This window comes from Enterococcus sp. DIV1444a (assembly GCF_051712125.1).
GTDB classification, from domain to species: Bacteria; Bacillota; Bacilli; order Lactobacillales; family Enterococcaceae; genus Enterococcus; species Enterococcus faecalis.
This window is the reverse complement of sequence record NZ_JBIOOG010000001.1, coordinates 1,343,270-1,369,342: the sequence shown is the minus strand read 5'-3', so window position 1 is coordinate 1,369,342 and position 26,073 is coordinate 1,343,270. Positions and strand designations below refer to the sequence as shown.

Below are 26,073 nucleotides of genomic sequence, written 5' to 3'. Positions count from 1 at the left end.
TTTTTAATTTTTGGAGAATTTCGGCTTATTTCCGAAGGACCTTCAACTCTTAGAGCTTTAGCACTTAGAAGTTGTTGAGATCGGAGCAACGTGTAGTGTTGGTTCTGTTCCCGCCGTTTATCAGGTTTTGAGCCTGGGACAAAAATCCAAAGTGATTTTTGTCCCAGGCTCTACTTTTTTTATTTATCAATAATTTTCCCGTTTTCTAAATAAAGAGTGTGAGTAGCTACTTTTTCCACAAACGTTTCATCATGCGAGGTGAAAATTACTGTTCCTTGATAGGCACTTATAAATTCTTCAAGTGCTTGGATTGTCTCTAAATCAAGAAAATTTGTGGGTTCATCCAATAAGATAATATTATTTGGTTCTATAAACAATTGCGCCAAAGTAATTTTTATGGCTTCTCCACCACTGAGAGAAGATATCTTTGTCTGTAAATTTTCTTGTTGAAAACCTAGCCGATATAAAAGTGAACGCACAATCTTTTCAGAATAATTTGTCCGTTTCAATAAATAAGTCAACAGTGGTTCATCATTTTTTAATCGATAATCTAATTGATGATACGTTCCTAACCGGACTTTGGGAGAAAAGTAAATGGCCGGGTGACGGGCTTCAATTTGTTGAAGGAAAGTACTCTTCCCAGCACCATTTTTTCCACAAAGTGCTATTTTTTCGTTTAAAGGAATTTGAACGTTCACATGGTTAAGAATTGTTCGATTCTCATAAGCGAAAGTTAAATTTTCAATTCTAATTGGATATGGATTGTATAAAGAGAACTGATTATTAGTAGGAAAAATAATTTTTCGCTCTTGTTTTGCTTGTGCAACATCTGGTAATCTGTCAATTCTGGCATTAATCGCTTTCGCTTGTTTTTGGAGTGCTTTTTGTACGGTATCTTTTTGTTTAGAACCAGCTAAACGACTAGGTTGAATTTGCTTTTGTTTTTGTTTTTTTGAAACATGACTAGATTTTTGCGCTTGCGCTTGTTTCTTTGCGTAAGACTCCTGTAATTTTTTCTTTTCCTTTTGATACTGACGATAGACATTATATTGTGTTTGCTGTTCCAATTCTTTTTGACGACAATACGCATCGTAGTTCCCTAAATATTCTTTGACATGTCCATCCGAAACTTCCCAAATTTTCTCTGCTAATTGATTCAAGAAAAAGCGATCATGACTAACAAACAAAACGGTCCCATAATAATACGTTAGATCTGCCACTAACAACTGACGATGTTCTTTATCTAAATGTGTGGTTGGTTCATCTAAAATAACCCCGGTTGGATACTCTGAAAATAATGTTGCTAAGCGTTTTTGGACTTTTTCGCCACCACTTAGTTTTTGATTTTTCTGATTTAGCAAACAGTTTTTGGCAGTTTTCTCCGGTTCATTCGTTATTTCTTCAGCTACTTGTGCCAAGTAATGAAAGTCGTTCAATCTTTGAACTTTTCCTTTGTCTGATTGAATCTTACCCATAATTAAATTGAGCAGTGTTGATTTTCCTGCGCCGTTTTTACCAATAATCCCAATTTTTTCATTTTCATATACAAATAATTCATCAATTTCTAGAATTGGTTTTCCCGAAAAGTGAATACTTACTTCTTTCAGATGAATACTTAATTTTTTCATTTTGCCCTCTTCTTTCATTTCTGAAACGAAAGAATCTTGGGTACGCAAAAAAGGACAGCCTAATCGCTAGCCTTGTAGTTTCGTATAAAAGTACACACGCCACCCATGAATTTTAATTTCAGACTTTTTGATAAGATTTATTCAATTTATTTTGTCAAAAAGTCAATCCAAATTCTGATAGATGCCAACATACAATTATACCTCCTCGTTTAATTACTCCCACACTAACACCTCTGCTTTCTTTTGTCAATTCTGACCCTAAAATCAGAGAATCGGACTTTAGTAGGATACAATTCTAACGAAACTATGGCAAAATAAAGACGGAGGTGAAAACCATGAAGATTACATTGACACGAAAAACATCAGCTTGGGGCGCGTTACGCTATTTTACATTTTATAAAAATGGTGTGCATCAAGGGAAACTTTTTACTAATGTACCTATTGAAATTGAGGCTGACCCTGGGGATGTTTTAACGTTCTATGAAGGCTGGTTCCAATTTTATCGGCGCATTGAAGTTACTGAAGATACCAAAGAAATCACGATTATCAATTCTAAAAAATTACAGCACGTTTTTTATACCTGTGTCGTCTTATTTTTAATTTTAACGCTATTATTCCTTTCCGCACAGAAACTTTCGACGTTTATTATTGCTGAAATTTTAATTTACTCTGGTATTCAATGGCTGTTCCGGCAACAAACCTATCATTTTACTGTCAAGAAAAAAACGGAATCCTTTGCTTCCTATTCTAAAAAAAGTATCGCACACTAAACGAATCTTTAGCGTGCGATATTTTTTAATTACTTTTCATTAATTCGGCCACATATGTGACTGTTTCTGGTTGTGTTTCTTCAATTTTATTAATCGCATCTGCAAAATTCGGTAAATGTGCTTTGTGGGCAATTAATAATTCGTCCAACAAGGTCTTCGCCATGACGCCGCCAGGAACTAATGGATTAATAGTGAAAGCATGCAATGCTGCGCCGTAATCACCATTGATGGCTGCTCGAATAACCGTTTCTTCCATAGCTTTCATATTTTGAATAATTCCTCGTGCTGCTGGCGGAAAGGCCCCCCAGTTGTAGGGTTCATGGCCATGTGCTGTCACAGGTCCAGATACTTCTACAACACAATCATACGGTAAATCAGTAATTGTCCCATTATTTTCAGTAGAAACAACCATATCCGTTCGTTTATCATTATAGATTGATGCGATCATTTCACAAGCTGCATCGCTATAGTGTGTGCCGCCCCGTTCTTCTAATTCTTTTGGTTTGTAATCTAGTTTGGGATCTTTATACAATTCAAACAGACGACTTTCCGTTTCTTTAACCACTTGTGCTCTTGTTTCGCCCCGTTCATACTCTTCAATGGAATGCTTCAACATCTCATCTTCAATATAATAATAGCGATGATAACCACATGGTAACATGCCTAAATCTTTCAACTGTTCATAATGGAACGGCGCATCAAAAATATTTTTCAAATGACTTTCTTGCTCTTGTTTAGGTCCGTAAATTAAATCAATGAGTTCTTGTGTTCGCTCTTGTCCTTCTTTGTCCCAAACGCGGTGCCAATGGAAATGATTAATTCCAGCAAATTTAAAGAATAAGTCTTCTTCTGGAATTCCCAGCATTTCGGCCGCTTGTTTTCTATGACCAATCGGCACATTACATAAGCCAACTGTTTTTTTCCAACCGCCATGTTTAATTGCGGCTTCCGTAACCATTCCAGCTGGATTAGTAAAATTCACTAACCAAGCATCTGGGCAAAGACGTTTCATATCGTCAATAATAGCTAAAATGACAGGAATTGTTCGAAATGCTTTAAACATTCCTCCCGCGCCATTTGTTTCTTGGCCTAATACGCCATGGGACAAAGGAATCCGTTCATCTTTAATGCGGGCATCTAATAATCCTACACGGAACTGTGTTGAAACAAAATCCGCCCCTTTTAAGGCTGCTTCACGGTCCAATGTTAAATGAACTTCCCAATCTAAACCAGCAGCTTTAATCATGCGCTTCGCCATTGCCCCAACGATTTCCAATTTTTCTTTACCAGCTTCAATATCGACTAACCAAATTTCCTTAATTGGCAGTTCATCTTTTCTTTTAATGTATCCTTCAATTAATTCAGGTGTATAACTAGAACCGCCACCAATTGTTGCAATTTTTAATGCTCCTCTTGTCATCCGTCTTCTTCCTCCTTGATTAAATTGTTATCGTTTACATATTTAGGATAAATTATGGGAATGTTCCCATGTCAAGCACTATTTTCAAAAAAATGTATGCTATACTTCTTATAAGAATACATTCCACTTTGGAGGTAAAAAATGACGTCTATCATTGATGTAGCAAAAGTTGCCGGTGTCTCGAAATCGACTGTTTCTCGCTTAATTTCTGGAAAAGGATATGTGAGTGCCGATAGTCAAGAAAAAATTCTCAAAGCAATGAAAGAATTAAATTATACCCCGAATTATGTGGCTCGGAATTTACGAGCAGGTGCCACAAAAACCATTGGCTTTTTAGCACCTAGTTATTTAGGTTCCTTAGGCATTTTCTTGAATCGTTTTATTTCAATTGCCAAAAAATACAATTATTCCGTAACCTTATTTTTTACAGATGGCGATCATCAGAAAGAAATTGATGCCTTGAACCAATTAAAATACAAACAATTAGATGGCTTGTTTTTATTGACACGGACAAATGAATGGTCGGTGATTGAGCCTTACAGCGCGTATGGTCCTTTAGCAACCTGGCATCGTATCGATTCACCTAAGATATACTCTTCCTACATTGATCATTACTCTGGTTATTATCGTTCCTTAGAATATTTACAACAACAAGGATACCAAAAAATTGGTCATGTCCTCGGTAATCCCGAAAATTTAAACACGCACGCACGAAAACGTGCAATGAAAGATTTTTATGAAAACACTCAGGCACCTTGGCAAGCTGAGTGGCTGATTAATGATCAGTATACTAACCATTCTGGTCGCAAAATTGCCCATTACTGGCAACAATTAACCGACAAGCCAGAAGCTTTGGCCTTTTATAATGATCACGTAGCAGCTGAGTTTATTTCAGAACTTGAAAATCTAAATTATACCGTTCCTCGCGATGTCGCTGTCATTGGCTTTGATAATAGTTATGTCAGTGAGTTGATGCATATAACAACTGTCGATTATGCCATTCAGTATCAAGCCGAAAACTCATTTATTTACCTATACAACCAATTAAATCAGACGAGCATTCCTGAAAAAAAATTAACCGTTCGTCTAGTTGAACGACGAACGGTACCTAAAAAAGACCCGGCAGATCAGTCACTTTGACTGATTTACCGGGTCCTTTTAGAGTTAAACAAAAATTATTTATGCTTTTGTTCATTTTTTAAAATAGAAATTGACTGTTTTAAGGATTGAATCATGCCGCCTTCGCTGTATACAAGAACGTTTGATTTGTATAAACGAGCAGAAAAGATTGTTAAAATAATTCCAAAGACTGCCAAAATCACTAATGAGACAATTGCTTCCATCGTTGAAGCCGTTTCGGTCGCCAAGCGTACTGGCATGATGTATGACGAAATCAGTGGAATAAACGAAGTCACTTTCACCACGATATTTTGTGGATCATTCGTTCCAAACGTAATGCCAATCATATAACCGATTAAACCAATATACATGATGGGCTGAACTGCTTTTGCTGTATCCTCTGGTTTGGAAACAAGGGAACCACAAAGTGCTGCCAAAACAGCAAAAACGAGAATGCCAATAATGAAAAAGCCTAATGTAAAAATAAAGGTTGATGAAAAAATACTTTGTGGTGAAATACCACTTAATAAACTTTTCATAAAATCAAGATTTTTCAATTGAGAATAACCGAGAACAAACGCCACTCCGTAAATGAAAATTTGTGTTAAAGCAACTAGAATAACCCCGGTTAATTTGCCATAAAAATGGGTTTGCGCTTTTGTACTAGAGAGAATAACTTCCATGATTCTAGTACCTTTTTCGGAAGCAATCTCTTGGGCAATAATAGAAGAATAGCTGCTGATAAAAACAAATAACAAAATTGTTAGACCCATTGCTAACGCCATTTGAATCCCTGTGTTATCTTCTCCCGTTTTTATTTTGCCATTTTCATCAAAACTAATTTTTGCTTTTTTAAATGTTGCTTGTTGATTCAACATGGCAACTTGCTCAGCTGTTAGGTTTAAACGATTGGCATTGGCCATTGTTTGTAATTGGTTTAACATTTGAGGGATTAGCATCTCGGTTGCATTTCCTAAAGAGCGTTCAGAGTAAAGTTGACCAGAGATCTGATTATTTGTAGTATCCAAAAGTAAATAGGCATCAATTTTCTCGTCTTTTAATTGTTCTTGGGCCTTTTTCTCAGAAGAAACAGCTTTAAAAGAAAAATCCTCTGACTTATTCTTTGCCAATTCTTTAACCAACGCTTGATTTTCCGAAACCAGACCAATGGTCGTATCTCCTGAAAAACCGCTAGCTAGAGAACCCGCTAAGTAAACAATTCCTACAAGAAGAAATGGCGCTAAAATCATGATTAAGAAAGACAACGACTTCACATTTTTCTTATAGACATCTGTCGCAATAATCCAAAATTTACTCATCTTGCCCACCTACTTTCATTTTGAAAATTTCTTCCAATGTTGGTGGTTGTTGATTAAACATTGGAATGTAGCCATTGGCTGTTGCTTTATCAAACAACACTTTGCCCACTTCAGCGTTTTCTAATGTCGCTTCTAAGACGCCATCTTGTCGCAAGTGCGCTTCTTTCACGCCTGCTGTAGCAGCAACTTCCTCAACAGATAACGGTGATTCTAAGAATAATTTTGTTCGACCAAATTGTTCTCGAATTTCATGAACCTGGCCATCTAAAACCATGCGTCCACTTTTTAACATGACTAAATGGTCACAGATTTTTTCCACATTGTCCATATTATGACTGGAAAAAATGACACAAGAACCTTGATTTTTCAATTCAATAATGCCGTCTTTTAATAATTCTGCATTAACTGGATCCAAGCCACTAAAAGGCTCATCTAAAATAATTAACTTCGGTTCATGAATAAGTGTCGCAATCAATTGAACTTTTTGTTGATTCCCTTTTGATAAAGATTTAACTTTATCCGTTTTTTTGCCTTTAACTTGAAATTTTTCCATCCAAAAGTCAATTTTAGGTTCAATTTCTTTTTTAGTTTTTCCCCGCAATGAAGCGAAATAAATTAGTTGGTCTTCAATCGTAATTTTAGGATATAAACCCCGTTCTTCTGGTAAATAACCAATAATATTGTACTCTTTTTCGTTTAATGGTTGACCATTCCATAAAACTGACCCGCTATCTTGTGTTAAAAAATTTAAAATCAAGCGAAACGTAGTTGTTTTCCCGGCACCATTTTGGCCAATTAATCCTAAAATTTTCCCGTCCGGTATCGTAAAGGATACCTGATCGACTGCTTTAAAATCCCCAAAGGTTTTGACTAACTCTTTTACCTCTAACACATAAACGCCCCCTTCACTTTTTCTAAACCGCTGTTTAGTTACTCATATCGTATCTTTCCTGTGTTGGCTTGTCAATGACAATTGTTATGGAAAGCTGTTGCACTTTAATCAGATGCTTTATTTTCTGCTAAACGAAAAAGGCCATCCGTCTCGGCAGAAATATGCACTTCATTTACAGTCAAGCCTGTGCTTTCATAAAATCTATTTTTAAATTCCATTACCGATTTTGATGATTGGCAGGCCCAAATTCGACCTGTACGATTCAGCCAAGTCCCCAATTCATTCATTAAACGCTCATCAATCAGACGTGGATTTGGTACTTTTTTAAATTTTATTTGATAAACGGGTGTTAGTATTTTCATGATCAGACGCCCTCTCTTTTAAGTTAACATTAGTATATCATGAAAGAAATCGTTATCATACTTTCTTGAGATTTCAACCTTTTATGAAAAATTTGAATAAAAAGCCAGACAAATTAGGTACTTTTCCTAATTTGTCTGGCTCATTTTCATTTATTTTTTTGTTTCTTGATGCAAATGACGATACACATTCTTCGCGACAGTTTCAGGTAACCCAGCTTTTCTTAATTCTTCAACACTGGCTGCCGTAATATTTTTAAGCGATTTAAATTCTTTTAAAAGATTTTTTTTACGTTTCGGCCCCAAACCTTCAATATTATCTAATTTCGAAGCAAAACTATTTTTACTACGTAATTGACGATGAAATGTGATGGCAAAACGATGGACTTCATCTTGGATTCGTTGCAACAAGAAAAATTCTTGTGAGTTTCTTTCCAATGGTACAACTTCTAAGTTTGGACCAAATAAAAGTTCACTCGTTTTGTGCTTGTCGTTCTTGGCTAATCCAGCTACAGGAATATCGACTCCTAGTTGATTGACTAACACATCTTTGGCAACATCGACTTGACCTTTACCACCATCGATTAAAATTAAATCAGGAAAAGGCAAGCCTTCTTTTAAAACTCGCGAGTATCTGCGATAAATGACTTCTCTCATAGAAGCGTAATCATCAGGACCTTGGACAGTTTTTATTTTATATTTTCGATACTCATTTTTAGCTGGCCGTCCGTCAATAAACACAACCATCGCAGAAACAGGGTTGGTTCCCATAATATTTGAATTATCAAATGCTTCAATTCGAATGGGCGCAGGTATATTCATCGCATTGCCTAATTTTTCAACTGCGCCAATTGTTCGTTCTTGTTTCCGTACAATCAAATCGAATTTTTCATTTAAAGCAACTGCAGCATTTTTACTGGCTAATTTAACCAATTTTTTCTTTTCTCCCCGTTGCGGCTGCAAGACTTTCGTAGCTAATAAAGCTTCGACGCTTTCTTTATCAATGTCATCAGGAATCAAGACTTCTTTTGGCACAAAATGCTCATTCTCTTGATAAAATTGTCCAATAAAAGTTAAAAATGCTTCACTGGCATCATCATAAAATGGAAAAATCGATACATCACGTTCGATTAATTTTCCTTGTCTGACAAAGAATACTTGGACACACATCCAGCCTTTATCAACAGCATAACCAAACACATCACGATCAATTAAATCCACATTCGTCATTTTTTGGCGGGTCATAACTGTTTCAATCGCTTTAATTTGATCACGAAATTCTGCAGCTTTTTCAAATTCCATATGTGCAGCTGCATAAGCCATTTTTTCTTGTAAGCGGTCCTGAATTTCTGTATGTCCACCAGAGAGAAACCCTTTAATCTCTTCCACCATATCTTTGTAGACTTGCGGATCCACATCAAAAGCATAGGGACACAGACATTGTCCTAAATGGTAATACAAACAAGGTGTTTTTTGCGACGGATTACATTTTCGCAAAGGAAAAAGCCGATCTAACAGTTTCTTTGTTTCATTCGCTGCATTTACATCTGGATATGGCCCGAAATATAACGCTTTGTCTTTTAAAACCTTTCGAGTAATCATTAAACGAGGATATTTTTCGTTTGTGATCTTGATAAAAGGATAGGTTTTATCGTCTTTTAACATGATGTTATATTTGGGATTATTTTTATGGATTAAATTAATTTCTAATAAAAGTGCTTCAATATTCGATTCTGTCACAATATATTCAAAATCATCGATTTCACTGACTAATCGTTCTGTCTTAGTATCATGGCTACCACGAAAATAAGACCGGACACGGTTTTTCAAAATTTTGGCTTTCCCAACATAGATAATCGTGCCGTTTTTATCTTTCATTAAATAACAACCAGGTTGATCAGGAAGCAGTGCTAATTTATTTTTTATTCGTTCGTTCATACGATACTTCCTTTCTAACAAAATGCTTCATCTATTATACACCTCTTTTTGTAATTAAACAAAAAAAGCCGCTACTTTATGTACGAAAGAAACAGCCTGAAAAGACAATCGTTAATGATTTCCCTTCAGACTGAATCAGACTATTCGTAATGACTAATCAACGTTTATAAGTGTTTGGCAATCATTGCTTGCAATTGGTCTTTTGTATGAACACCAACTGCTTTTTCAACAACTTCGCCATCTTTTTTCAATAGCAATGTTGGGATGCTCATGATGCCAAAACTTGCTGGTGTTGCAGGATTTTCATCCACATCCATTTTGACGATTTTTACTTCGTCTTCATCATATTCTTCAGATAATTGTTCTAAGATGGGTGCTTGCATACGACAAGGGCCACACCAAGTTGCCCAAAAGTCGATTAAGACTAATCCTTCATCTGTTTCTGTTGCAAAATCTTTATCGGTAATTGCTTGTGTCATTTCACAAACCTCCTACTCTTTACTCTTATTACATGCTTAGTATAACACGTCATCTTTAAGATAGCGAGCGTTCTGCTTACTTATTGTAAGTCCTTGTTTATTGGAATTTTACGACAGTCGCACCATTACCACCTTGGTTTTGTGGCGCAAATTCATAGCTTTTTACACTGCGGTGATTTTTTAAAAATTCCGTTATTCCGGTTCTTAATGCACCTGTTCCTTTGCCGTGAACAATGGTTACTTGTGGATAGCCAGCTAGAATCGCGGCATCAATGTATTGGTCAACTTCTGCCAATGCTTCTTCGTAGCGTTTGCCACGTAAGTCTAGTTGTGTGCTAACATGACTACTTTCAGCAGAACGAACCGTTGTGACTCTAGGTTTTGCTTCTTTTTGTGGAGCGACAGGCGTCATATCCTCTTCAGAGACGTTCATTTTTAAAATGCCCAATTGGACTTGCCATTGTCCTTTACCGTTGTCTTTTAATAATGTCCCTCGTTGGCCGTAGGTATTGACAATTACTTCATCGCCAGCTTTTAATTTTTTCTGTTCTTTCGCCTTTTTCAGCACTTTGTTTTTAGCAAGCTGGGTTTCTTCATGGTGTAATTGAGAAAGTTGTGTTTTCGCATCAATTAACTGATGTTCTTTGACACCACCTTGTTGGCCACTTTCCAATTGCATTTTGCGAATATCAGAAATAATGGTTTCTGCGTTTTCTTCTGCTTCTGCAATAATTTTATTTGCTTCTTTCCGCGCTTTTTGTAATTCTTTTTCTCGTTCTTCAAAAAATACTTGATAGGCTTCTTTCAGTTCTTTATGCAAAGCGGCCGATTCATCGACATAGTGGCGAGCTTCTAAATATTCAGTTTCGGCCATTTTGCGACGGTTTTCCAAGTCTTCAATCATTTCGTTTAAATCTTGACTTTCACCGTCCATTATTTGTTTTGCAGCTTCAATAATACTGTTGTCTAATCCAAGACGTTTTGAAATTTCAAAAGCGTTACTTCGGCCAGGCACGCCAATTAATAAACGATAGGTTGGACTCAAGGTATCTACATCAAATTCCATACTGGCATTGATGGTTCCTGCTCGATTGTAGCCATACACTTTTAATTCAGGATAATGAGTTGTTGCCATCACATAGGCTCCTTTAGCGCCCAATGAATCTAAAATAGCAATCGCTAAAGCGGCCCCTTCTTGCGGATCTGTCCCAGCACCTAATTCATCAAACAGTACTAAACTTTGATGATCGACTTTCTTTAAGACAGACACGATATTCGTCATATGTGAAGAGAAAGTACTTAAACTTTGTTCAATCGATTGTTCATCCCCGATATCCGCAAATACTTCTGTAAAAATCCCCATTTTACTCTCTTCTTCAACTGGAATAGGTAGTCCAGCTTGGCCCATTAATTGTAAAAGACCTAACGTTTTCAGAGTAATGGTTTTCCCACCGGTATTAGGTCCTGTAATCACAATTGCTTGATATTCTTCTCCAATCACAATGTCATTGGCTACAGCTTTTTCTGGATCTAATAGCGGGTGCCGGGCTTGTTTAAAAACTACATGATTTGCTTGACTAATTTCTGGAACAACTGCTTTTAGTTCTTTTCCAAGTCGCGCCTTAGCATTAATAAAATCAAGTTTACCGATGACATAAGCATTATGCGTAATTTCACGGCGATAAGGGACCAACTCGGCCGACAGTTCTGCCAAGATGCGAGTAATCTCATTTCTTTCGGCAATTTGTTGTTGTCGCAAGCGATTATTCATTTCTAAAATTTGTTTAGGTTCAATAAATAAGGTTTGACCTGAAGCACTTTGATCGTGAACCACGCCACCAAAAATATTTTTATATTCTTGTTTGACTGGAATCACGTAGCGTTCATTTCGCATAGTAACAAGGGCGTCACTCAGATAACGTGCGTTTTTCCCACGAATAATACTATCGAGTTCTTCTCGAATGGTCTGCTCACTACGTCGAATATTTTGCCGAATTGCCTTTAAGGCTGGCGAAGCTTCATCTGTGACGTAGCCATCATCATCAATGGCTTGTTTGAGTTGGCGATTTAATTCAGGCAAAACTTCTAGTTGCTCTCGCCACATATATAAACGTTCAAAATCCACTTCATTTTCACTTAACTCATCAAAAAAACGAGTCAGTTCTGAAGTAGTCGACAAGACACGACCTACTTGTGCTAATTCTACACCATTTAAATCCGCACCAATTTCAATCCGTTTCATGTGTGGTTGAATATTTTCTAATTTAGGAATGGGGATTCCACCACGTAATCGTTGAACTTTTAAACCATCCTGTGTTTCATTCAGCCAGGATTGAATTTTATTTTCATCAGCAATCGGTAATAATTCCGATACTTCATTTGTCCCCTGGGCTGTCACAATAAATTGCAACAACTGTTGTTTTACTTTATCAAACCCTAATGTTGATAGAATACGCTGATTCATTTTTCCACCTACTTTTCTAACTTTTTCATTTGTTGAAAAGACTGAGACATAACATAAGAAGTTTCGCTTTGCTCACTTACTTCTTATCTCTATCTCAGTCCCATTCAGCTTTATTTCGTAATTGGTTCAACCCATAATTCATATGCTTGTTTTGTTAGAATTGGGGTATTTTTTACAATGCCTCGTGCCAAGCCACTTGACCGAAACTGATTTTGGACAATATCTGACGGAATCATTGACGCCGTAGCTAACACTAGAAAAAGACCCACGTATAATACAAGAACACTTAATACGCCACCTAATAGTCCATTTATCTGTTTCAAAACTGGAATAAATGTTAATCCATGTAAAAAGATAGCTAAAAAACGAACGACTAACCAGCCTGCAAACAGCAATAATAGAAACGCAACCGCTGAATAAAAGGCTTTATCCAAGTCTAAAGAAATCTCTTGATTAAAAAAGACAAGCTTTGACGTTGGCGTAACCGATGGATATGGAATATACAATTCTAAATGAGAGGCGACCTCTTTGTAATAGGTTCGAGCAACAAAATATGAAATTAAGTAACCTACCGAATAGAGCACTTGTAAAATCAAGCCTCGTTTAGCTCCTGTATAAAATCCAAAGGCTAAAAGTAATAAAATAAGTATTGTTAACATCTTGTCATCCTTTCAGGAACTACTCCGAAACACCTTTATTTTGAATCTGCTGTTTTCGATTTTCATTCAAAATTTGTTGGGCTTCCACATGATTATGAATTTCTACATCTTCTTGTCCATTCTTTTTCAAAACATCCCGTGCTTCTTCTTCGATAATTTCCATTCGGCGCACACGATTCTCTAATTCAGCCAAACGAATGGTCTTCTGTTTTAAATCTGCTACTTGTTTTTCCAATTTTAAAGCATATTCTTGTTTTTTTAGTTGATCTGAAATTGCATTAATTGCTAATAAAACAGAAGCTTGTTCCGTATCAGTTTGCGGAGAAAGATGTTTAATTTCCGCCAGTTGTTCGTTAACAATTTTTGTGACTAAATCCATATGTTGTTTTGACTCTTGGCCAATAATTGTATACGTATGGTCTGCAATGATTGCTTTATATCGTGTTTTTTCATTTGATGCCATGTTGAGGTTCCCTCCTGTAAATCAATCCATTCTTGCTTATTGTACCATGAAAAAAAAGCGAAGCGCAATTTTCGTACAAATTCTCTCTTATTATATGCCACAAAGCGAAAAATTTAAAGATTTCTTTACAAGAACTCTGGCAATTTAAGAACGAATAGAAATTGTGTAGGAGAAAAAGCGTGGAACAAAAAGTCAAAGTGATTTTTGTCCCACGCTCAAAACCTGATAATCAGCTAAAAACGTTTGTTTCAGCTGTACTTTTTAAGATTTAGTTATTATCTTTCATCTTTTCTACACGTAAACAACGCATAGCATTTAAAACAGCGATAATCGTTACGCCAACATCAGCAAACACTGCTGCTTGCATTGAAGCCAAGCCTAATGCACCTAGTCCCAAGACAATGATTTTAACAGCAATCGCAAAGATAATGTTTTGTTTAACAATTCTCAATGTTTTTCTTGATAATTTAATCGCAGAGGCGATGCGACTTGGTTCATCATTCATAATCACCACATCAGCAGCTTCAATTGCCGCGTCACTTCCTAAACCACCCATGGCAATCCCAACATCAGCCCGGGCTAAAACAGGTGCATCATTCATGCCGTCACCAACAAAGGCAACTTTGTTTTTAGGTGAAGATGCTTTTAACAACTCTTCTAAACGATCCACTTTGCCATCTGGTAAAAGTTCTGCATAAACTTTGTCAACACCAACTTCTTTTGCAATAGCTTCTGCAACTTGTTGATTGTCTCCAGTCAGCATAACAGTTTGTTTGACCCCTTCAGCTTTTAATTCTTTTATTGCTGAAATGGCATCTGGTTTCAATTGATCCGCAATCACTAAGTAGCCTGCAAATTGATTATCAATAGCGACAAAAATTAAAGTTCCAGCTTCCTTCACTTCTGGTGCTTCGATACCAAATTGTTTCATTAACTTCGCATTACCGACTAAAACTGTTTTGCCTTCAATTGTGGCTTTGATACCGTGTCCGGCAACCTCTTCAATTGCTGTTGCTGGAACAGTTTCTTTGCCATAGCTTTCTTTAATAGAAATAGCAATTGGATGAGTGGATAATTGTTCTGCTGTTGCTGTTAAACGCAACAACTCTTCTTCGGGTAAGACAACACTAGTTATGTTTTGAACCACAAAATTTCCTTTTGTTAGCGTACCAGTTTTATCAAAAACAATCGTTTCCGTATTCGCTAAAATTTCTAAATAGTTGCTTCCTTTAATTAAAACACCTAGTTTGCTGGCTCCGCCAATTCCACCGAAGAAACTTAAGGGAACAGAAATGACTAAAGCACATGGACAAGAAATAACCAAGAACGTTAATGCCCGATAAACCCATTCATTAATAGAAGTATCTGGGAAAATAAATGGTGGAATCACTGCCAATAAGACAGCTAAAACAACGACAACTGGTGTATAGTAACGAGCAAATTTAGAAATAAAGTTTTCTGCAGGGGCTTTTTTACTGCTAGCATTTTCAACTAAATCTAAAATTTTGCTAACTGTTGAATCCCCAAATTTTTTCGTAACATTAATGGTCAAGGCACCATTTTTATTGATAAAACCACCTAAGATTTCATCGCCGACTTTAACCGTTCTTGGAACGGATTCACCAGTCAACGCAGAGGTATCTACCATACTTGATCCATCAATAATTTGACCATCTAAAGGAACTTTTTCACCTGGTTTCACTAATATTTGTTGCCCAATTTCAATTGTATCTGGAGCGACCGCTTTTATTTGCCCATTTACTAAAAGATTTGCTGAATCTGGACGAATATCCATTAATTTGGCAATTGATTTTCTGGATTGATCAACCGCAGCACTTTGGAACCATTCGCCGACTTGGTAGAACAACATTACTGCCACAGCTTCGGGATATTCCCCAATAAAGAATGCCCCAATCGTTGCTACAGACATTAGGAAATTTTCATCAAACACTTCCCCCCGAAAAATATTCGTTACCGCTCGTTTGACAATGTCGCCACCAATTAAGACATAAACGACTAAATAAGATGCCAAAGCAACCCAATTATTACTTGGTTTAATGATAATAAGTGCTAAAAATAAAACAAATGCAATAATGATACGAATTAAGCGATTCTTATTTGGATTACGTCCCTCTTCTTCTTTGACATCTTTTAAAGAAATAACTTTGACATCTGGTTCTAACTTACCAATCATTGCACGCGCTTCATTTTCGACTTCTAAATCATGTCCTGATTCAACTTCCAGTGTCATTTTTTCAGCCATGAAGTCCACACGCGCTTTTTCTACTCCGTGAATTTTTTGGACAGATTTTTCAATTTTGTCTGCACAACTTGCACAATCAAGTCCTTCTAGTTTATAACTCTTTTGCATTTAAACACCTTCACTCCCTATATAATAGCGATTATTTCGTTTACATGAATAACCTTTCATGAATCTATTATAAATGAAGATGCAATCATATGTCAACCGCTTCACGTAATCTTTTTCTGTTTTATAGACATAATGGCATAATTGCTGTAGGTGGAATGGATAACTGAGTAATAACTTTCGGATTGAGTCTATTGCTGCCTTTCCACCAAATTTGGGTTTGTTGGTGTTGAAACCAAGCACTCTGTTCAAAAGGTGCTGACAATGTTTGTAAGTGATGCACTTCGATTTGATTAGTTGCCTGCGGTTCTGTTGTGAAATCATGGGCCCGAATACCAATAGAATGACAAGAAATAGGAACTTCTTGTGTAACCATTAGTGTTTGTTGCCAGCCAATCACTTGGACTCGGTGCGCATCTATGCGTTTGACAGGCCAAATATTTTTACAACCAGTGAGTTTAGCTGCTTCAATCGTTTGAGGTAGGTTGAACAATTGATTTGTTGCACCAAAAAGTGTTCGGCTTTTTGTGATTATCACTAAACTCTGACATAACTTATACAGTTCATCTAAACTATGACTCACAATTAAGGCTTGTTGATTTAAATTACTTAATCGCTGTTGAAGTTCAATTTGCAGCTCTTCTTTTAAAGGTGCATCTAATGCGGAAAATGGCTCATCTAATAATAGGTAAGCCGGCTGAGCCGCTAGCATTCGCGCAAAAGCCACTCGTTGTCTTTGTCCTCCAGAAAGTTGACTAGGATATTGTTGTTGGACTTTAGTTAAGTGAAAAGACGCAAGCAATTGAGTGACCAATTGTAAATCTTTTGTCACGCACGTGAGATTTTCTACTACCGATAAATGAGGAAACAACGCATACTGTTGAAACAACAGACCAATTTTTCGTTGTTGCGGCGACAAATTGATCTTTTGTTCAGCATCGAATAAGACTTGATCATTTAAGACAATCTGACCTTTATCAGCAGTTTCAACACCCGCAATACATTTTAATAACATACTCTTGCCACAACCAGAAGCGCCTAAAATTCCTGTTGTTTGAGTCTTTGTTTCAAACTGAATTTGCAAAGTATGACTTTTCAATTCTTTTTGAATATCAACAATTAATCTCATTCCGATCTTCTCCAAGCGCGCTGACTAAAAAATTCCGTAAAAAATAAAATAATCAGGCAAAGTAATAACATAATCACAACATATTGATTGGCTAAACGCCAATCCCCACTTGCTACAGCAGAGTAGATAGCTAAAGGAAGCGTTCTTGTTTTGCCAGCAATATTCCCTGCTAACATTGTCGTCGCTCCAAATTCGCCTAACCCACGGGCAAAGGCTAACACACCACCGGCCAAGAGACCGTTCATCGATAAAGGTAACGCAATTTTTCTAAAATATCGACTTTCCGAAAATCCGAGTGTCTGGGCCACCGCCAATAAGTCACTATCCATTTGTTCAAACGCCGTTAAGGCTGAACGATACATTAAAGGAAATGAAACAGCAACGGCAGCAATAACCGTAGCTGGCCACGAAAAAACAACTTGAATGGCAAAAAAATCAAGTAAAAACTGGCCGACTGGTTGCTGAACACCAAAAATAGTTAAGAGAAAAAAACCAAAAACCGTCGGCGGTAAAACTAATGGCAACGTAAATAAACTATTCAAAAGAATTTTTAATTTACGATTTTTCAAACGAAAAACAATATACGCAACGCCTGTTCCTAAAACAAAAGTAAATAAAATGGCAATTATTGCTGTCTGAAAAGATAAAAGAATTGGTCGAACATCCATTTTCCCACCTACTTTGTTAACTTAAAGCCAATATTTTCAAAATATTTTCTGCATTGTTGACTCTGTAAAAAATTTAAAAAAGCATCCGCTGATTTTTGTTTCTTAGAGGCGGCAATTTTACCAACCGGATAGATGATTGGCTTTTTCAAAGCAGCTTCAGGCATGGCCGCAACAATCGCTACTTTTGAATTGGTTGCTGCATCTGTCGCATAAACCAAGCCAGCATCTGCACTTGCATTAGCTACCCATTCAAGGACTTCTGTTACATTCGTGCCAAAGCTTGCGTGTTTTTCTACATAGGACCAAGCATCTAAAGCTTTTAAGCCTTCTTCGGCATATTGACCAGCTGGAACACTCGCAGGATCACCAATTGCTATCATTTGGGCCTTTTTTAAATCAGAAAAATCGTACCACTTGGCTTGATCTTGATTAGGTACAATTAGAACGAGCTGGTTTTCCAATAAAGGAACGACACTTTTCTGACTAATTAGTTTTTCTGCAACTAATGCATTCATTTGTTTTGTCGAGGCCGAGAAAAATACATCGGCTTTTAGGCCTTTTTCAATTTGCATCTGTAATTTTCCAGAACTATCATAGGTTCCAGTTACCTGAATATCTGGATGCTCTTTTTCAAAGGCTGGAATAATTTTCTTCTCCATGACTGATTCTAAGCTAGCTGCTGCTGCAAGGGTTATTTCTTCTTTTTTTGTTGAAACTGTTTCTTTTTGCGGCTGATTTGTACATGCAGCAATTAGGGCAACTAAACTGAATAAGCTAAGCAGGAACACAGCCTTTTTTTGTTTAGACATTTGAACGCCTCTTTTCTTTTATAAATACCCGCCATAACTCAAGTCAATAATTTCAGATTTTTTTATCACTTCTTTGGCCATTAATCTTGGTAACAACAAATCAAAAACAGTTTTTTCTGAAAATAAAACACCACCTGGTAAGCCAATGATCGTTTGCTCTCCTTTATAAGCCAGCAAAAACATTGATCCTGGTAAGACTGGCGTCCCATGGGTTACGATTTCAGCACCTGTCTGTTTAATGGCTAACGGTGTCAAATCATCAGGATCTACACTCATACCACCTGTACAAACAATCAGATCAAACCCTTGTGCTAACATCTTTTTGATCGCAACAGTAATTTTTTGCGGCTGATCATCGACAATTTCTTGCTTGACAATCGTAACTAAAGGATACGCGGAGAACTTGGCTTTTAACACAGGGTAAAAAGCATCTTCAATCAATCCTGTGTAAACTTCACTGCCAGTAGTTACAATCCCGACACTTATTTTTTTGAAAGGTTTCACAGAGATTAGTGGCTCAGAAGTACTGAGCTGACGTGCCTTTTCTAATTGCCCTTTAGAAATTGTTAGTGGAATCACTCGAAAGGCTGCTACTTTTTCATCTTTCTGAACTTCTATATTGGTAATTTTAGTCGACAAGGCGAGACCTTCAATTTCATTTAAAGCAATTAATTTTTCTCGATTGACTTTTAAAAGACCTCTCGTGCCAGCTTTAGCAACAATTTTCCCTTCATGGACTTCACTCGGCTGACATGAGTCATCTGTTAACAGATTATACAAAAATGTCGCTGCCTCTTCTTCATGTATTTCCGCTGGGTCCAAGACAACAAACAGATGTTTTTTCCCTAATGATAAAAGAATTGGAATATCTTCTTGAACAACTACATGTCCTTTTTTAAAACAAACTTCCTTGGTTTTCCCATAGTTAATTCGCGTAATATCATGACTCAATGGAAGGCCAACTGCCTCTTCTGTTCGAATTGTTTTCATGGTTTATTCCTCATCATGTATGATTTTTTTATTTGTGATTAAATCCAAAGCGTGGGGCAAAATAGGCAACAAAAAGTGCAAATGTTCTGTGACACTTTTCGGGCTACCAGGCAAATTAACAATGAGCGTGCGTCCTCTTTGAACAGAAACGCCACGACTTAGCATAGCAAATGGCGTTTTTCCCAAGCTAAGTTGACGCAAGCCCTCACTGATTCCAGGAATGACTCGCTCTGCTACACGCAAGGTTGCTTCTGGGGTCCGATCCCGTTCACTCAACCCTGTGCCGCCTGTCGTTAAAATCAAATCACAGGATTTAGACCACTCTTGCAATAGCTCTACTAATTGATTTTCTTCATCTGGTAAAATGGTTTGTTTAGTTACCTGGTAGAGCGCAGGTAACTGTTCACGAATTAAGGAGCCTGATTGGTCGACAGCAAGCCCTTGAAAGCAACGATCACTTAATGTTACAATGCCCACTTTAAACAACGTCTAACTGGTCTCCTTTTTTGATATGACCTGCTGTCACAACGACTGCAAAGATTCCTTCTCTAGGCATGATGCAATCGCCCACTCGCGCGTAAATCTGACAGTGTTTATGGCACTCTTTCCCAATTTGAGTAACCACCAATTCAGAATCGCCTATTTTCATTTTCGTTCCAACGGGTAATTGACGTAAATCAATCCCTGAGACGATAATGTTTTCCCCGAAAGCACCATTGCCAACCCGAGCTCCTTTTTCATTGAAAGCCGTTATTTCTTCAAAAGATAACAAACTGACTTGTCGATGCCAATTCCCGCCGTGCGCATCATTTTCTAATCCAAAGCCTTTAATTAAGTTGACTTCAGGAATTTCCTTTTTCTGTGTGCCTCTTCGTGGGCTAATATTTATTGCAATAATTTCTCCTGTTTTCATACTTACCCTCCTATTTGTGACATAAATCGTTGTTCTCCTTGTTGTTCCAAGAAAAGATGTTTTTCAGGCTTACAGGCAATGCCACTCTTAATAATCCCTAACAATTTTGCTGTTTGTTCCTTAGCCAAAGCTTCCTTTAACGAGTAGCCTTCTGCAGAATGCAGGCACGTTTTTAAATGGCCGTCTGCAGTAATTCGGATTCGATTGCACGTCTCGCAAAAACAATGCCCTAGCGCACTAATAAACCCTATTTTTCCTTTAAAATCTTTTAAGGCGTAATAACTAGCAGGGCCATTGCCCAATGGTTTTTGGTATGGTTGCAACGTTCCATAATGTTTGGTTAAAATGGCTTCTACTTCTTCTTGCTGCTTCCCCGGATGCTCCTTTCCTAACCCGATTGGCATCATTTCAATGAAACGAAGATGCACAATCTCTTTCTTAGCGATTTCAGCCAGTTCTACAATTGTTGCTTCACTTAGCTCTTTCCTAGCTACAGTATTAATCTTGATATTAGGTAGTCCCACATCAATCGCTTGTTCTAAGCCCGCCAGAACATTCCTTAACTGACCAACTCTTGTTATTTCTCGAAATTCTTCTGGATCCAGAGTGTCTAAGCTAATATTAATGCCGTCCAAGCCCGCCTCTTTTAATCCTTGAGCCTCACGAGCTAACTTCATGCCATTAGTCGTTAGGGTTACTTTTTCGATGCCTGAGATTTGCTTTATCCTTTTAATTAAAGAGAGTAAATTTGGTCTAACAAGCGGTTCACCACCTGTTAATTTAACTTTTTTGATGCCTTCTTTCGCTAATATCCTCAGTAAAAAAATAATCTCATCATCTGTTAGAAGCTGCTCTTTTTTTAAAAAGCAAAGACCTGTTGCTGGCATGCAATACGTACAGCGTAAGTCACAACGATCTGTTAAAGACAAACGAACATAATCAATTTCACGGTTAAATACATCTTTCATGCTGTTCACTCATCACTTTCCTTTGATTTAATTGAAGAACGAATGAAATGACCACTACGTCCACCATTTTTCTCTAATAAACCAATGTTTGTCATTGTCATGCCCCGATCAATTGCTTTACACATATCATAAATTGTTAAGAGTGTTGCCTGCACACCTGTTAGCGCTTCCATTTCAACGCCAGTTGAACCCACGGTTTTTGTAAAACAACGTACTTCTAAACAAGTTTGATTGCGCCAATCAAACTGAATTTCACACTTTGTCAAAGCAACCAAATGACACAAAGGAATCCATTCAAACGTTCGTTTTGCAGCGGTAATCCCAGCTACTCTTGCTACCTGTAATACTTCACCTTTTTTAATCATTTGGGTCTGGATCGCCTCTGCTGTCGCTTCCAACATATGAATCTCTCCATAAGCGAGGGCTGTTCTTTCAGTGTCATTTTTTCCCGAAATATCAACCATATGCACTTCTCCTTGTGTATTCAAGTGCGTAAATTCCTTACTTTGAACCATTTCTCCACCTCACATTTGACATTGTTAACATTTACACAATACTTCTTTTTCAAGTGTATCACTCTTGCTTAAAAAAAACAATCTGGCATCCATAATTTTTTTTAGCAAAAAGTCGAAGTGAAAAAACGTTAAACGACAAAAATTACGCGCTTCGCTTAATGCGCCCAAACTTTTGTTTAAATCTTAAAACTTTAAAAATGATAAGCCACCAGTCGCTTCGACTGATGGCTTACTTTCATGCTAATCTTAGGTCAGGTTGTCATCAAGTTTGCCAATAATAGACTTTTACAAGCGCGCCTTTTTTGAGTAGTACACCAGCTGGTTGTTCTAGCAGGCAATTTGTTTCTAAAGTATTTGATAAATTGGAGGAAAGATGACTTTTTGTCACTAAATTTACTTTGCCATCTATTTCTTTCGCTCGGTAAAATCGACGTAGTCTACTGGGGGCTAATTCATGCGCTAAAATTACTGTTCGTTCCTTGAGATTTAACTCGACACAATTAAAAAAAGTAGCTAATAATGTCCAGTAAAAAAGATGTAAATTAACCATTGCCGCAAACGGATTGCCTGAAACGCTTAAAATGAGTGTTTCTTGAAATTGACTTCCCATAACTGGGGTTCCAGGTTTCATATTTACAAAATGAAACAGCTCTGTTCCGCCGATACGCTTAATCGCTAAAGGTAAATTGTCCTTTTCACCTACCGAAACACCACCACAAGTAATTAATACATCAAGTTTTGGTAAAATCTCAAACAGCTTATTCGCTAATTCTACAGGGTCATCTGAACAATGGTCTAGGTGGATTACTTCATTGCCACTTGCTTTGACAAAAGCTGCTAACATGTAGAGATTACTATTATAAATTTTCCCAACTGACAGTGGTTCTTCCAAAGAAACTAACTCACTACCAGTCGCTAAAATCCCCACCTTCATGCGCTTCAAAACAACAACTTTGTCAATCCCTTGCATTGCCAGTAAACCAATCATTCGACTATTGATCTGTTGATGTTTTGCTAAAATTTTTTGCTGAAAAGCAATATCCTCCCCAATTTCCGCATAGTTTTGGCCCGCAGTGACAGATTGAAAAATTTTAACATGGTCTTGCCCAAAATCCGTCCATTCTTGTGGCACTACAGCATCAAAATCGGTTGGAATAAAAGCACCTGTCGTTATTTTAATCGCACAGTCATTCGTCTGATTGCAATAAAACATGGAATCCCCTGCCACTAAAGAACCGACGACTTTTAAACAACTTGGGCTTTCAGCAGTCGCACCTCGTGTTTCTACTGCACGAACGGCATACCCATCCATTCCGGCACGAGGAAAATGAGGAATCGCCGTCTCTGCAAAAATGGTTTCTCCGCTAATCCGGCCCAAGGAATCAAGCAGCGCCACTTCTTCTGTTTGACATTGACTCTTCATATGTTGGGTCATTCTCTCTCGTGCTTCTTCCAACTCGATCATGTTTTAACCATCCTTTTTTATTTATTCACTGGTTTAATCGCAACAGCACAAACTTTATATTCAGGAATTGTGGCGATATCATCAAATACAGCATTGGTGATTTCGTTAACATTCCCATCTGGAAAGTGGAATGTCATAAAGACTTCTTGCGGAAATACTCGATTTCCGACAGCCGCATAGGTTTCGATTTTGCCACGTCGAGAATGAACTTCAACTTTGTCACCTTCTTGGATTCCCAGAGCTTGTGCATCGACTGCATTAATCTCAATATAAGAGTGATTCGCTATTTGGTTAATCCCTTCCGTTCGTCCTGTCATTGCTCGGGTATTGTAATGGTAGAGCATCCGTCCTGTCGACATTAAATACGGGTACTCTTCATCTGGTAATTCTTGTGCTTGCTTATACGGAATTGCTTTAAATAAACCTTTTCCACGAGCAAAACTGCCCACATGCATAATCGGCGTGCCTGGATCCGTCAAGCTACGACAAGGCCATTGTAAGCTCTCCTTCTCTAATCGTTCATAATTAATTCCGCCAAACGAAGGCGTCACAGCTGAAATTTCTTCCATAATTTCTTTTGCAGATTCATACGCACAAGGATAGCCCATCCGTGTCATGACTTCACAAAAAATTTCATAATCTTCTCGAGCTTGTCCCCTTGGTTCAACAGCTTTACGAATTCTTTGCACGCGCCGCTCTGTATTTGTAAATGTCCCGTCTTTTTCTGCATAACTGATGCCGGGTAAAACGACATCCGCATAAGCAGCCGTTTCGGTCATAAATAGTTCTTGAACCACTAAAAATTCTAAACTTTCTAAAGCTTGACGAACATGTCCTGTGTCTGGATCCGTAACAATTGGATCTTCTCCAAAAATATAAAGGCCTTTGACGTTTCCTGCCGTTGCTGCTGGTAAAACTTTAGTAGAAGTTAAACCTGTGTTTCTATTTAACAGCACATGCCAAGCTTTTTCAAATTTGTCGATTACTTCTGGATTATTGACTTTTTGATAGCCTGGGAAATCATAAGGCATACAGCCCATATCACAAGCACCTTGAACATTATTTTGACCTCGCAAAGGATTGACACCACAGCCTGGTTTTCCAACTTTACCTACCAACATTGCCAAATTAGACATACTCATAACACCCTCAGTTCCTGTCGAATGTTCCGTTACGCCTAAACAATAAATGATTGGTGCTTTTTCTGCTTTTGCATACATGCGTGCTGCTTGAATTAAATCTTCTGGATGAATATGACAAATTTCTGCGACTTTTTCCGGCGTATAATCAGCCACCATTTTTTCTAAGTCTAAAAATCCTTCTGTCCGTTCTTCAATAAAGTGGCGGTCTGCTAAACCTTCTTTCAAAATCACATGCATCATGCCATTAGCAAATGCGACATTCGTTCCCGCCTGTACTTGTAAATGCAGTGCACTATCCTTCACTAAGTTAATTTTCCGCGGATCAACAACAACAACTTGTGTTCCTCTTTGGATGGCTTGGCGAATTTGCGCACCAATAACTGGATGAGCTTCCTCTGGATTGGAACCTACTAATAAAATCATGTCGACATCTTCAGTGATATCAGCAATAGGATTGGTCATCGCGCCAGAGCCTAAGGTTTGAGCTAAACCATGGACCGAAGCCGAATGACAAACACGGGCACAGTTATCAACATTATTGGTACCAAAAGCAGCACGCACCATTTTTTGAAAGACATAATTATCTTCATTTGTCGCTCTAGAGCACGAAAAACCAGCAAGAGCATCCGGACCGTTTTCTGCTTTAATTTCGTTAAATTTTGACGAAACAAGCGTTAAGGCTTCTTCCCAAGAAGCAGGTTCAAAAATGCCATTCCGTTTAATTAATGGCTCCGTTAAGCGATCTCCTGACCCAACAAATTTATATGAAGCAAATTTTCCTTTCACACAAAGTAAATTTTTATTAGCTGGTCCATCTAGGGGTTCAACACCCACCAAACGATTATTTTTAACGAGTAAATTCATCTGACAGCCTGTCCCACAATGCGGACAAGTTGTAGGGATTTTCTGGGTTTCCCATTTGCGGTACTCTTTCGTATCTTTTGCTGTTAACGCACCTGTAGGACAGGAAGAGACACAATTGCCACATGATTCACAGATAGATTGTTCAAACGCCTGTCCATAACTCGGCATCATTTTTGTTTCAAAACCACGATTAGCAATACTAAGTACATCTCTTCCCTGCCGCAATTGACAGACACGGGCACAACGACGACACATGATACACTTTTCTGGATCATAAGAGAAAAATGGATTACTGGTATCTTCTTGGTGGCAAGGCATTTTTTTCCCCTCGGTAAAGCTAGTGGCATCAATCCCATAATCTAGCGCATACTGTTGTAATTGACAATCCCCGTTTTTTCCACAAGAAAAACATTCTAATTTATGATTACTCAATAATAAATCAAGAATAAAACGTCTGGAATCAGCAACTTTTTCAGAATGTGTTGACACAACCATGTCCTCTTGACAATGTGCCGTACAAGCAGTTGTTAAGCCACCACGTCGGCCGCCTTCCACCTCAACCACACACATCCGACAAGAACCATCAGGCGCTAATTCCTTTAAATGACAGAGCGTTGGGATTTCAACACCTAGCCCTTTCGCTGCTTCGAGAATGGTAGTCCCTTTAGGCACAGTTACTTCTTGGTTATCAATAGACAATGTAACTGTTTGCGTATGCAACTTTGTTTTCAT

23 protein-coding genes are annotated in these 26,073 nt (G+C 37.7%); 2 read left to right on the top strand and 21 right to left on the bottom strand.

The window, feature by feature from the left end; translation table 11 throughout:
- Nucleotides 1–179 precede the first annotated feature (179 nt).
- On the bottom strand, nt 180–1,646 hold the full coding sequence (gene abc-f / locus IGI87_RS06760; RefSeq protein WP_438737412.1) for a ribosomal protection-like ABC-F family protein: 1,467 nt from the start codon (nt 1,644–1,646) through the stop codon (nt 180–182).
- 296 nt (nt 1,647–1,942) lie between these two features.
- On the opposite strand from abc-f, the gene IGI87_RS06755 reads away from it, so the two are divergent.
- Nucleotides 1,943–2,398, top strand: a complete 456-nt coding sequence (locus IGI87_RS06755) for a hypothetical protein (RefSeq protein WP_438737410.1) — start codon at nt 1,943–1,945, stop codon at nt 2,396–2,398.
- 25 nt (nt 2,399–2,423) lie between these two features.
- On the opposite strand, the gene IGI87_RS06750 is transcribed toward IGI87_RS06755, so the two are convergent.
- Nucleotides 2,424–3,818 carry a 6-phospho-beta-glucosidase gene (locus IGI87_RS06750; RefSeq protein ID WP_010712419.1) on the bottom strand — a complete coding sequence of 465 codons (1,395 nt, stop codon included), beginning with the start codon at nt 3,816–3,818 and terminating at the stop codon, nt 2,424–2,426.
- A gap of 141 nt (nt 3,819–3,959) precedes the next feature.
- Between IGI87_RS06750 and IGI87_RS06745 the strand changes: the two genes are divergently transcribed.
- Nucleotides 3,960–4,958 carry a LacI family DNA-binding transcriptional regulator gene (locus tag IGI87_RS06745; protein WP_438736517.1) on the top strand — a complete coding sequence of 333 codons (999 nt, stop codon included), beginning with the start codon at nt 3,960–3,962 and terminating at the stop codon, nt 4,956–4,958.
- A 35-nt stretch (nt 4,959–4,993) separates the two neighbouring features.
- Here IGI87_RS06745 and IGI87_RS06740 read toward each other — a convergent pair whose 3' ends face one another.
- The 19 genes from IGI87_RS06740 to fdhF all read right to left on the bottom strand — a co-directional run bounded on the left by IGI87_RS06740 (nt 4,994) and on the right by fdhF (nt 26,073).
- Entirely contained in the window at nt 4,994–6,256 is a 1,263-nt protein-coding gene (locus IGI87_RS06740; protein WP_438736516.1) for an ABC transporter permease, read from the bottom strand.
- Complete coding sequence (locus IGI87_RS06735; protein ID WP_438736515.1) at nt 6,249–7,148, bottom strand: ABC transporter ATP-binding protein; 900 nt, start codon at nt 7,146–7,148, stop codon at nt 6,249–6,251. Before IGI87_RS06735 ends, IGI87_RS06740 begins: the two co-directional genes overlap by 8 nt.
- A 104-nt stretch (nt 7,149–7,252) precedes the next feature.
- Nucleotides 7,253–7,510, bottom strand: coding sequence for a DUF3884 family protein (locus IGI87_RS06730; protein WP_438736514.1), 258 nt, complete (start codon nt 7,508–7,510; stop codon nt 7,253–7,255).
- A 150-nt stretch (nt 7,511–7,660) separates the two neighbouring features.
- Nucleotides 7,661–9,445 carry an excinuclease ABC subunit UvrC gene (gene uvrC / locus IGI87_RS06725; protein WP_438736513.1) on the bottom strand — a complete coding sequence of 595 codons (1,785 nt, stop codon included), beginning with the start codon at nt 9,443–9,445 and terminating at the stop codon, nt 7,661–7,663.
- 164 nt (nt 9,446–9,609) lie between these two features.
- A complete protein-coding gene (gene trxA / locus IGI87_RS06720; protein ID WP_002357703.1) occupies nt 9,610–9,924 on the bottom strand; it encodes a thioredoxin in 315 nt (104 codons plus the stop codon).
- 97 nt (nt 9,925–10,021) lie between these two features.
- The gene (locus tag IGI87_RS06715) at nt 10,022–12,388 is read right to left on the bottom strand and encodes an endonuclease MutS2 (protein WP_438736512.1); all 2,367 of its coding nucleotides are present in this window, start codon (nt 12,386–12,388) and stop codon (nt 10,022–10,024) included.
- Between the two features lie 110 nt (nt 12,389–12,498).
- A complete protein-coding gene (locus IGI87_RS06710; protein ID WP_438736511.1) occupies nt 12,499–13,047 on the bottom strand; it encodes a CvpA family protein in 549 nt (182 codons plus the stop codon).
- 19 nt (nt 13,048–13,066) lie between these two features.
- The gene (zapA, locus tag IGI87_RS06705) at nt 13,067–13,510 is read right to left on the bottom strand and encodes a cell division protein ZapA (protein WP_002357706.1); all 444 of its coding nucleotides are present in this window, start codon (nt 13,508–13,510) and stop codon (nt 13,067–13,069) included.
- 268 nt (nt 13,511–13,778) lie between these two features.
- Nucleotides 13,779–15,881 (bottom strand): heavy metal translocating P-type ATPase, encoded by a 2,103-nt coding sequence (locus IGI87_RS06700; protein ID WP_438736510.1) that lies wholly within the window; start codon nt 15,879–15,881, stop codon nt 13,779–13,781.
- Between the two features lie 121 nt (nt 15,882–16,002).
- Complete coding sequence (locus IGI87_RS06695) at nt 16,003–17,007, bottom strand: ATP-binding cassette domain-containing protein (protein WP_438736509.1); 1,005 nt, start codon at nt 17,005–17,007, stop codon at nt 16,003–16,005.
- Complete coding sequence (modB, locus tag IGI87_RS06690) at nt 17,004–17,675, bottom strand: molybdate ABC transporter permease subunit (protein WP_113793941.1); 672 nt, start codon at nt 17,673–17,675, stop codon at nt 17,004–17,006. The genes IGI87_RS06695 and modB overlap by 4 nt, the downstream gene beginning before the upstream one ends.
- A gap of 8 nt (nt 17,676–17,683) precedes the next feature.
- Nucleotides 17,684–18,484 carry a molybdate ABC transporter substrate-binding protein gene (modA, locus tag IGI87_RS06685; protein ID WP_242365945.1) on the bottom strand — a complete coding sequence of 267 codons (801 nt, stop codon included), beginning with the start codon at nt 18,482–18,484 and terminating at the stop codon, nt 17,684–17,686.
- Nucleotides 18,485–18,502: 18 nt separating this feature from the next.
- Nucleotides 18,503–19,474 carry a molybdopterin-binding protein gene (locus IGI87_RS06680; protein ID WP_438736508.1) on the bottom strand — a complete coding sequence of 324 codons (972 nt, stop codon included), beginning with the start codon at nt 19,472–19,474 and terminating at the stop codon, nt 18,503–18,505.
- Between the two features lie 3 nt (nt 19,475–19,477).
- A complete protein-coding gene (locus tag IGI87_RS06675; protein ID WP_242365943.1) occupies nt 19,478–19,960 on the bottom strand; it encodes a MogA/MoaB family molybdenum cofactor biosynthesis protein in 483 nt (160 codons plus the stop codon).
- Entirely contained in the window at nt 19,953–20,387 is a 435-nt protein-coding gene (locus IGI87_RS06670; RefSeq protein ID WP_242365942.1) for an MOSC domain-containing protein, read from the bottom strand. The genes IGI87_RS06675 and IGI87_RS06670 overlap by 8 nt, the downstream gene beginning before the upstream one ends.
- 2 nt (nt 20,388–20,389) lie before the next feature.
- A complete protein-coding gene (gene moaA / locus IGI87_RS06665) occupies nt 20,390–21,364 on the bottom strand; it encodes a GTP 3',8-cyclase MoaA (protein ID WP_438736507.1) in 975 nt (324 codons plus the stop codon).
- Nucleotides 21,361–21,870, bottom strand: a complete 510-nt coding sequence (moaC, locus tag IGI87_RS06660) for a cyclic pyranopterin monophosphate synthase MoaC (protein WP_104854999.1) — start codon at nt 21,868–21,870, stop codon at nt 21,361–21,363. The genes moaA and moaC overlap by 4 nt, the downstream gene beginning before the upstream one ends.
- A 262-nt stretch (nt 21,871–22,132) precedes the next feature.
- Complete coding sequence (locus IGI87_RS06655) at nt 22,133–23,335, bottom strand: molybdopterin molybdotransferase MoeA (RefSeq protein ID WP_438736506.1); 1,203 nt, start codon at nt 23,333–23,335, stop codon at nt 22,133–22,135.
- 17 nt (nt 23,336–23,352) lie between these two features.
- Entirely contained in the window at nt 23,353–26,073 is a 2,721-nt protein-coding gene (fdhF, locus tag IGI87_RS06650) for a formate dehydrogenase subunit alpha (RefSeq protein WP_438736505.1), read from the bottom strand.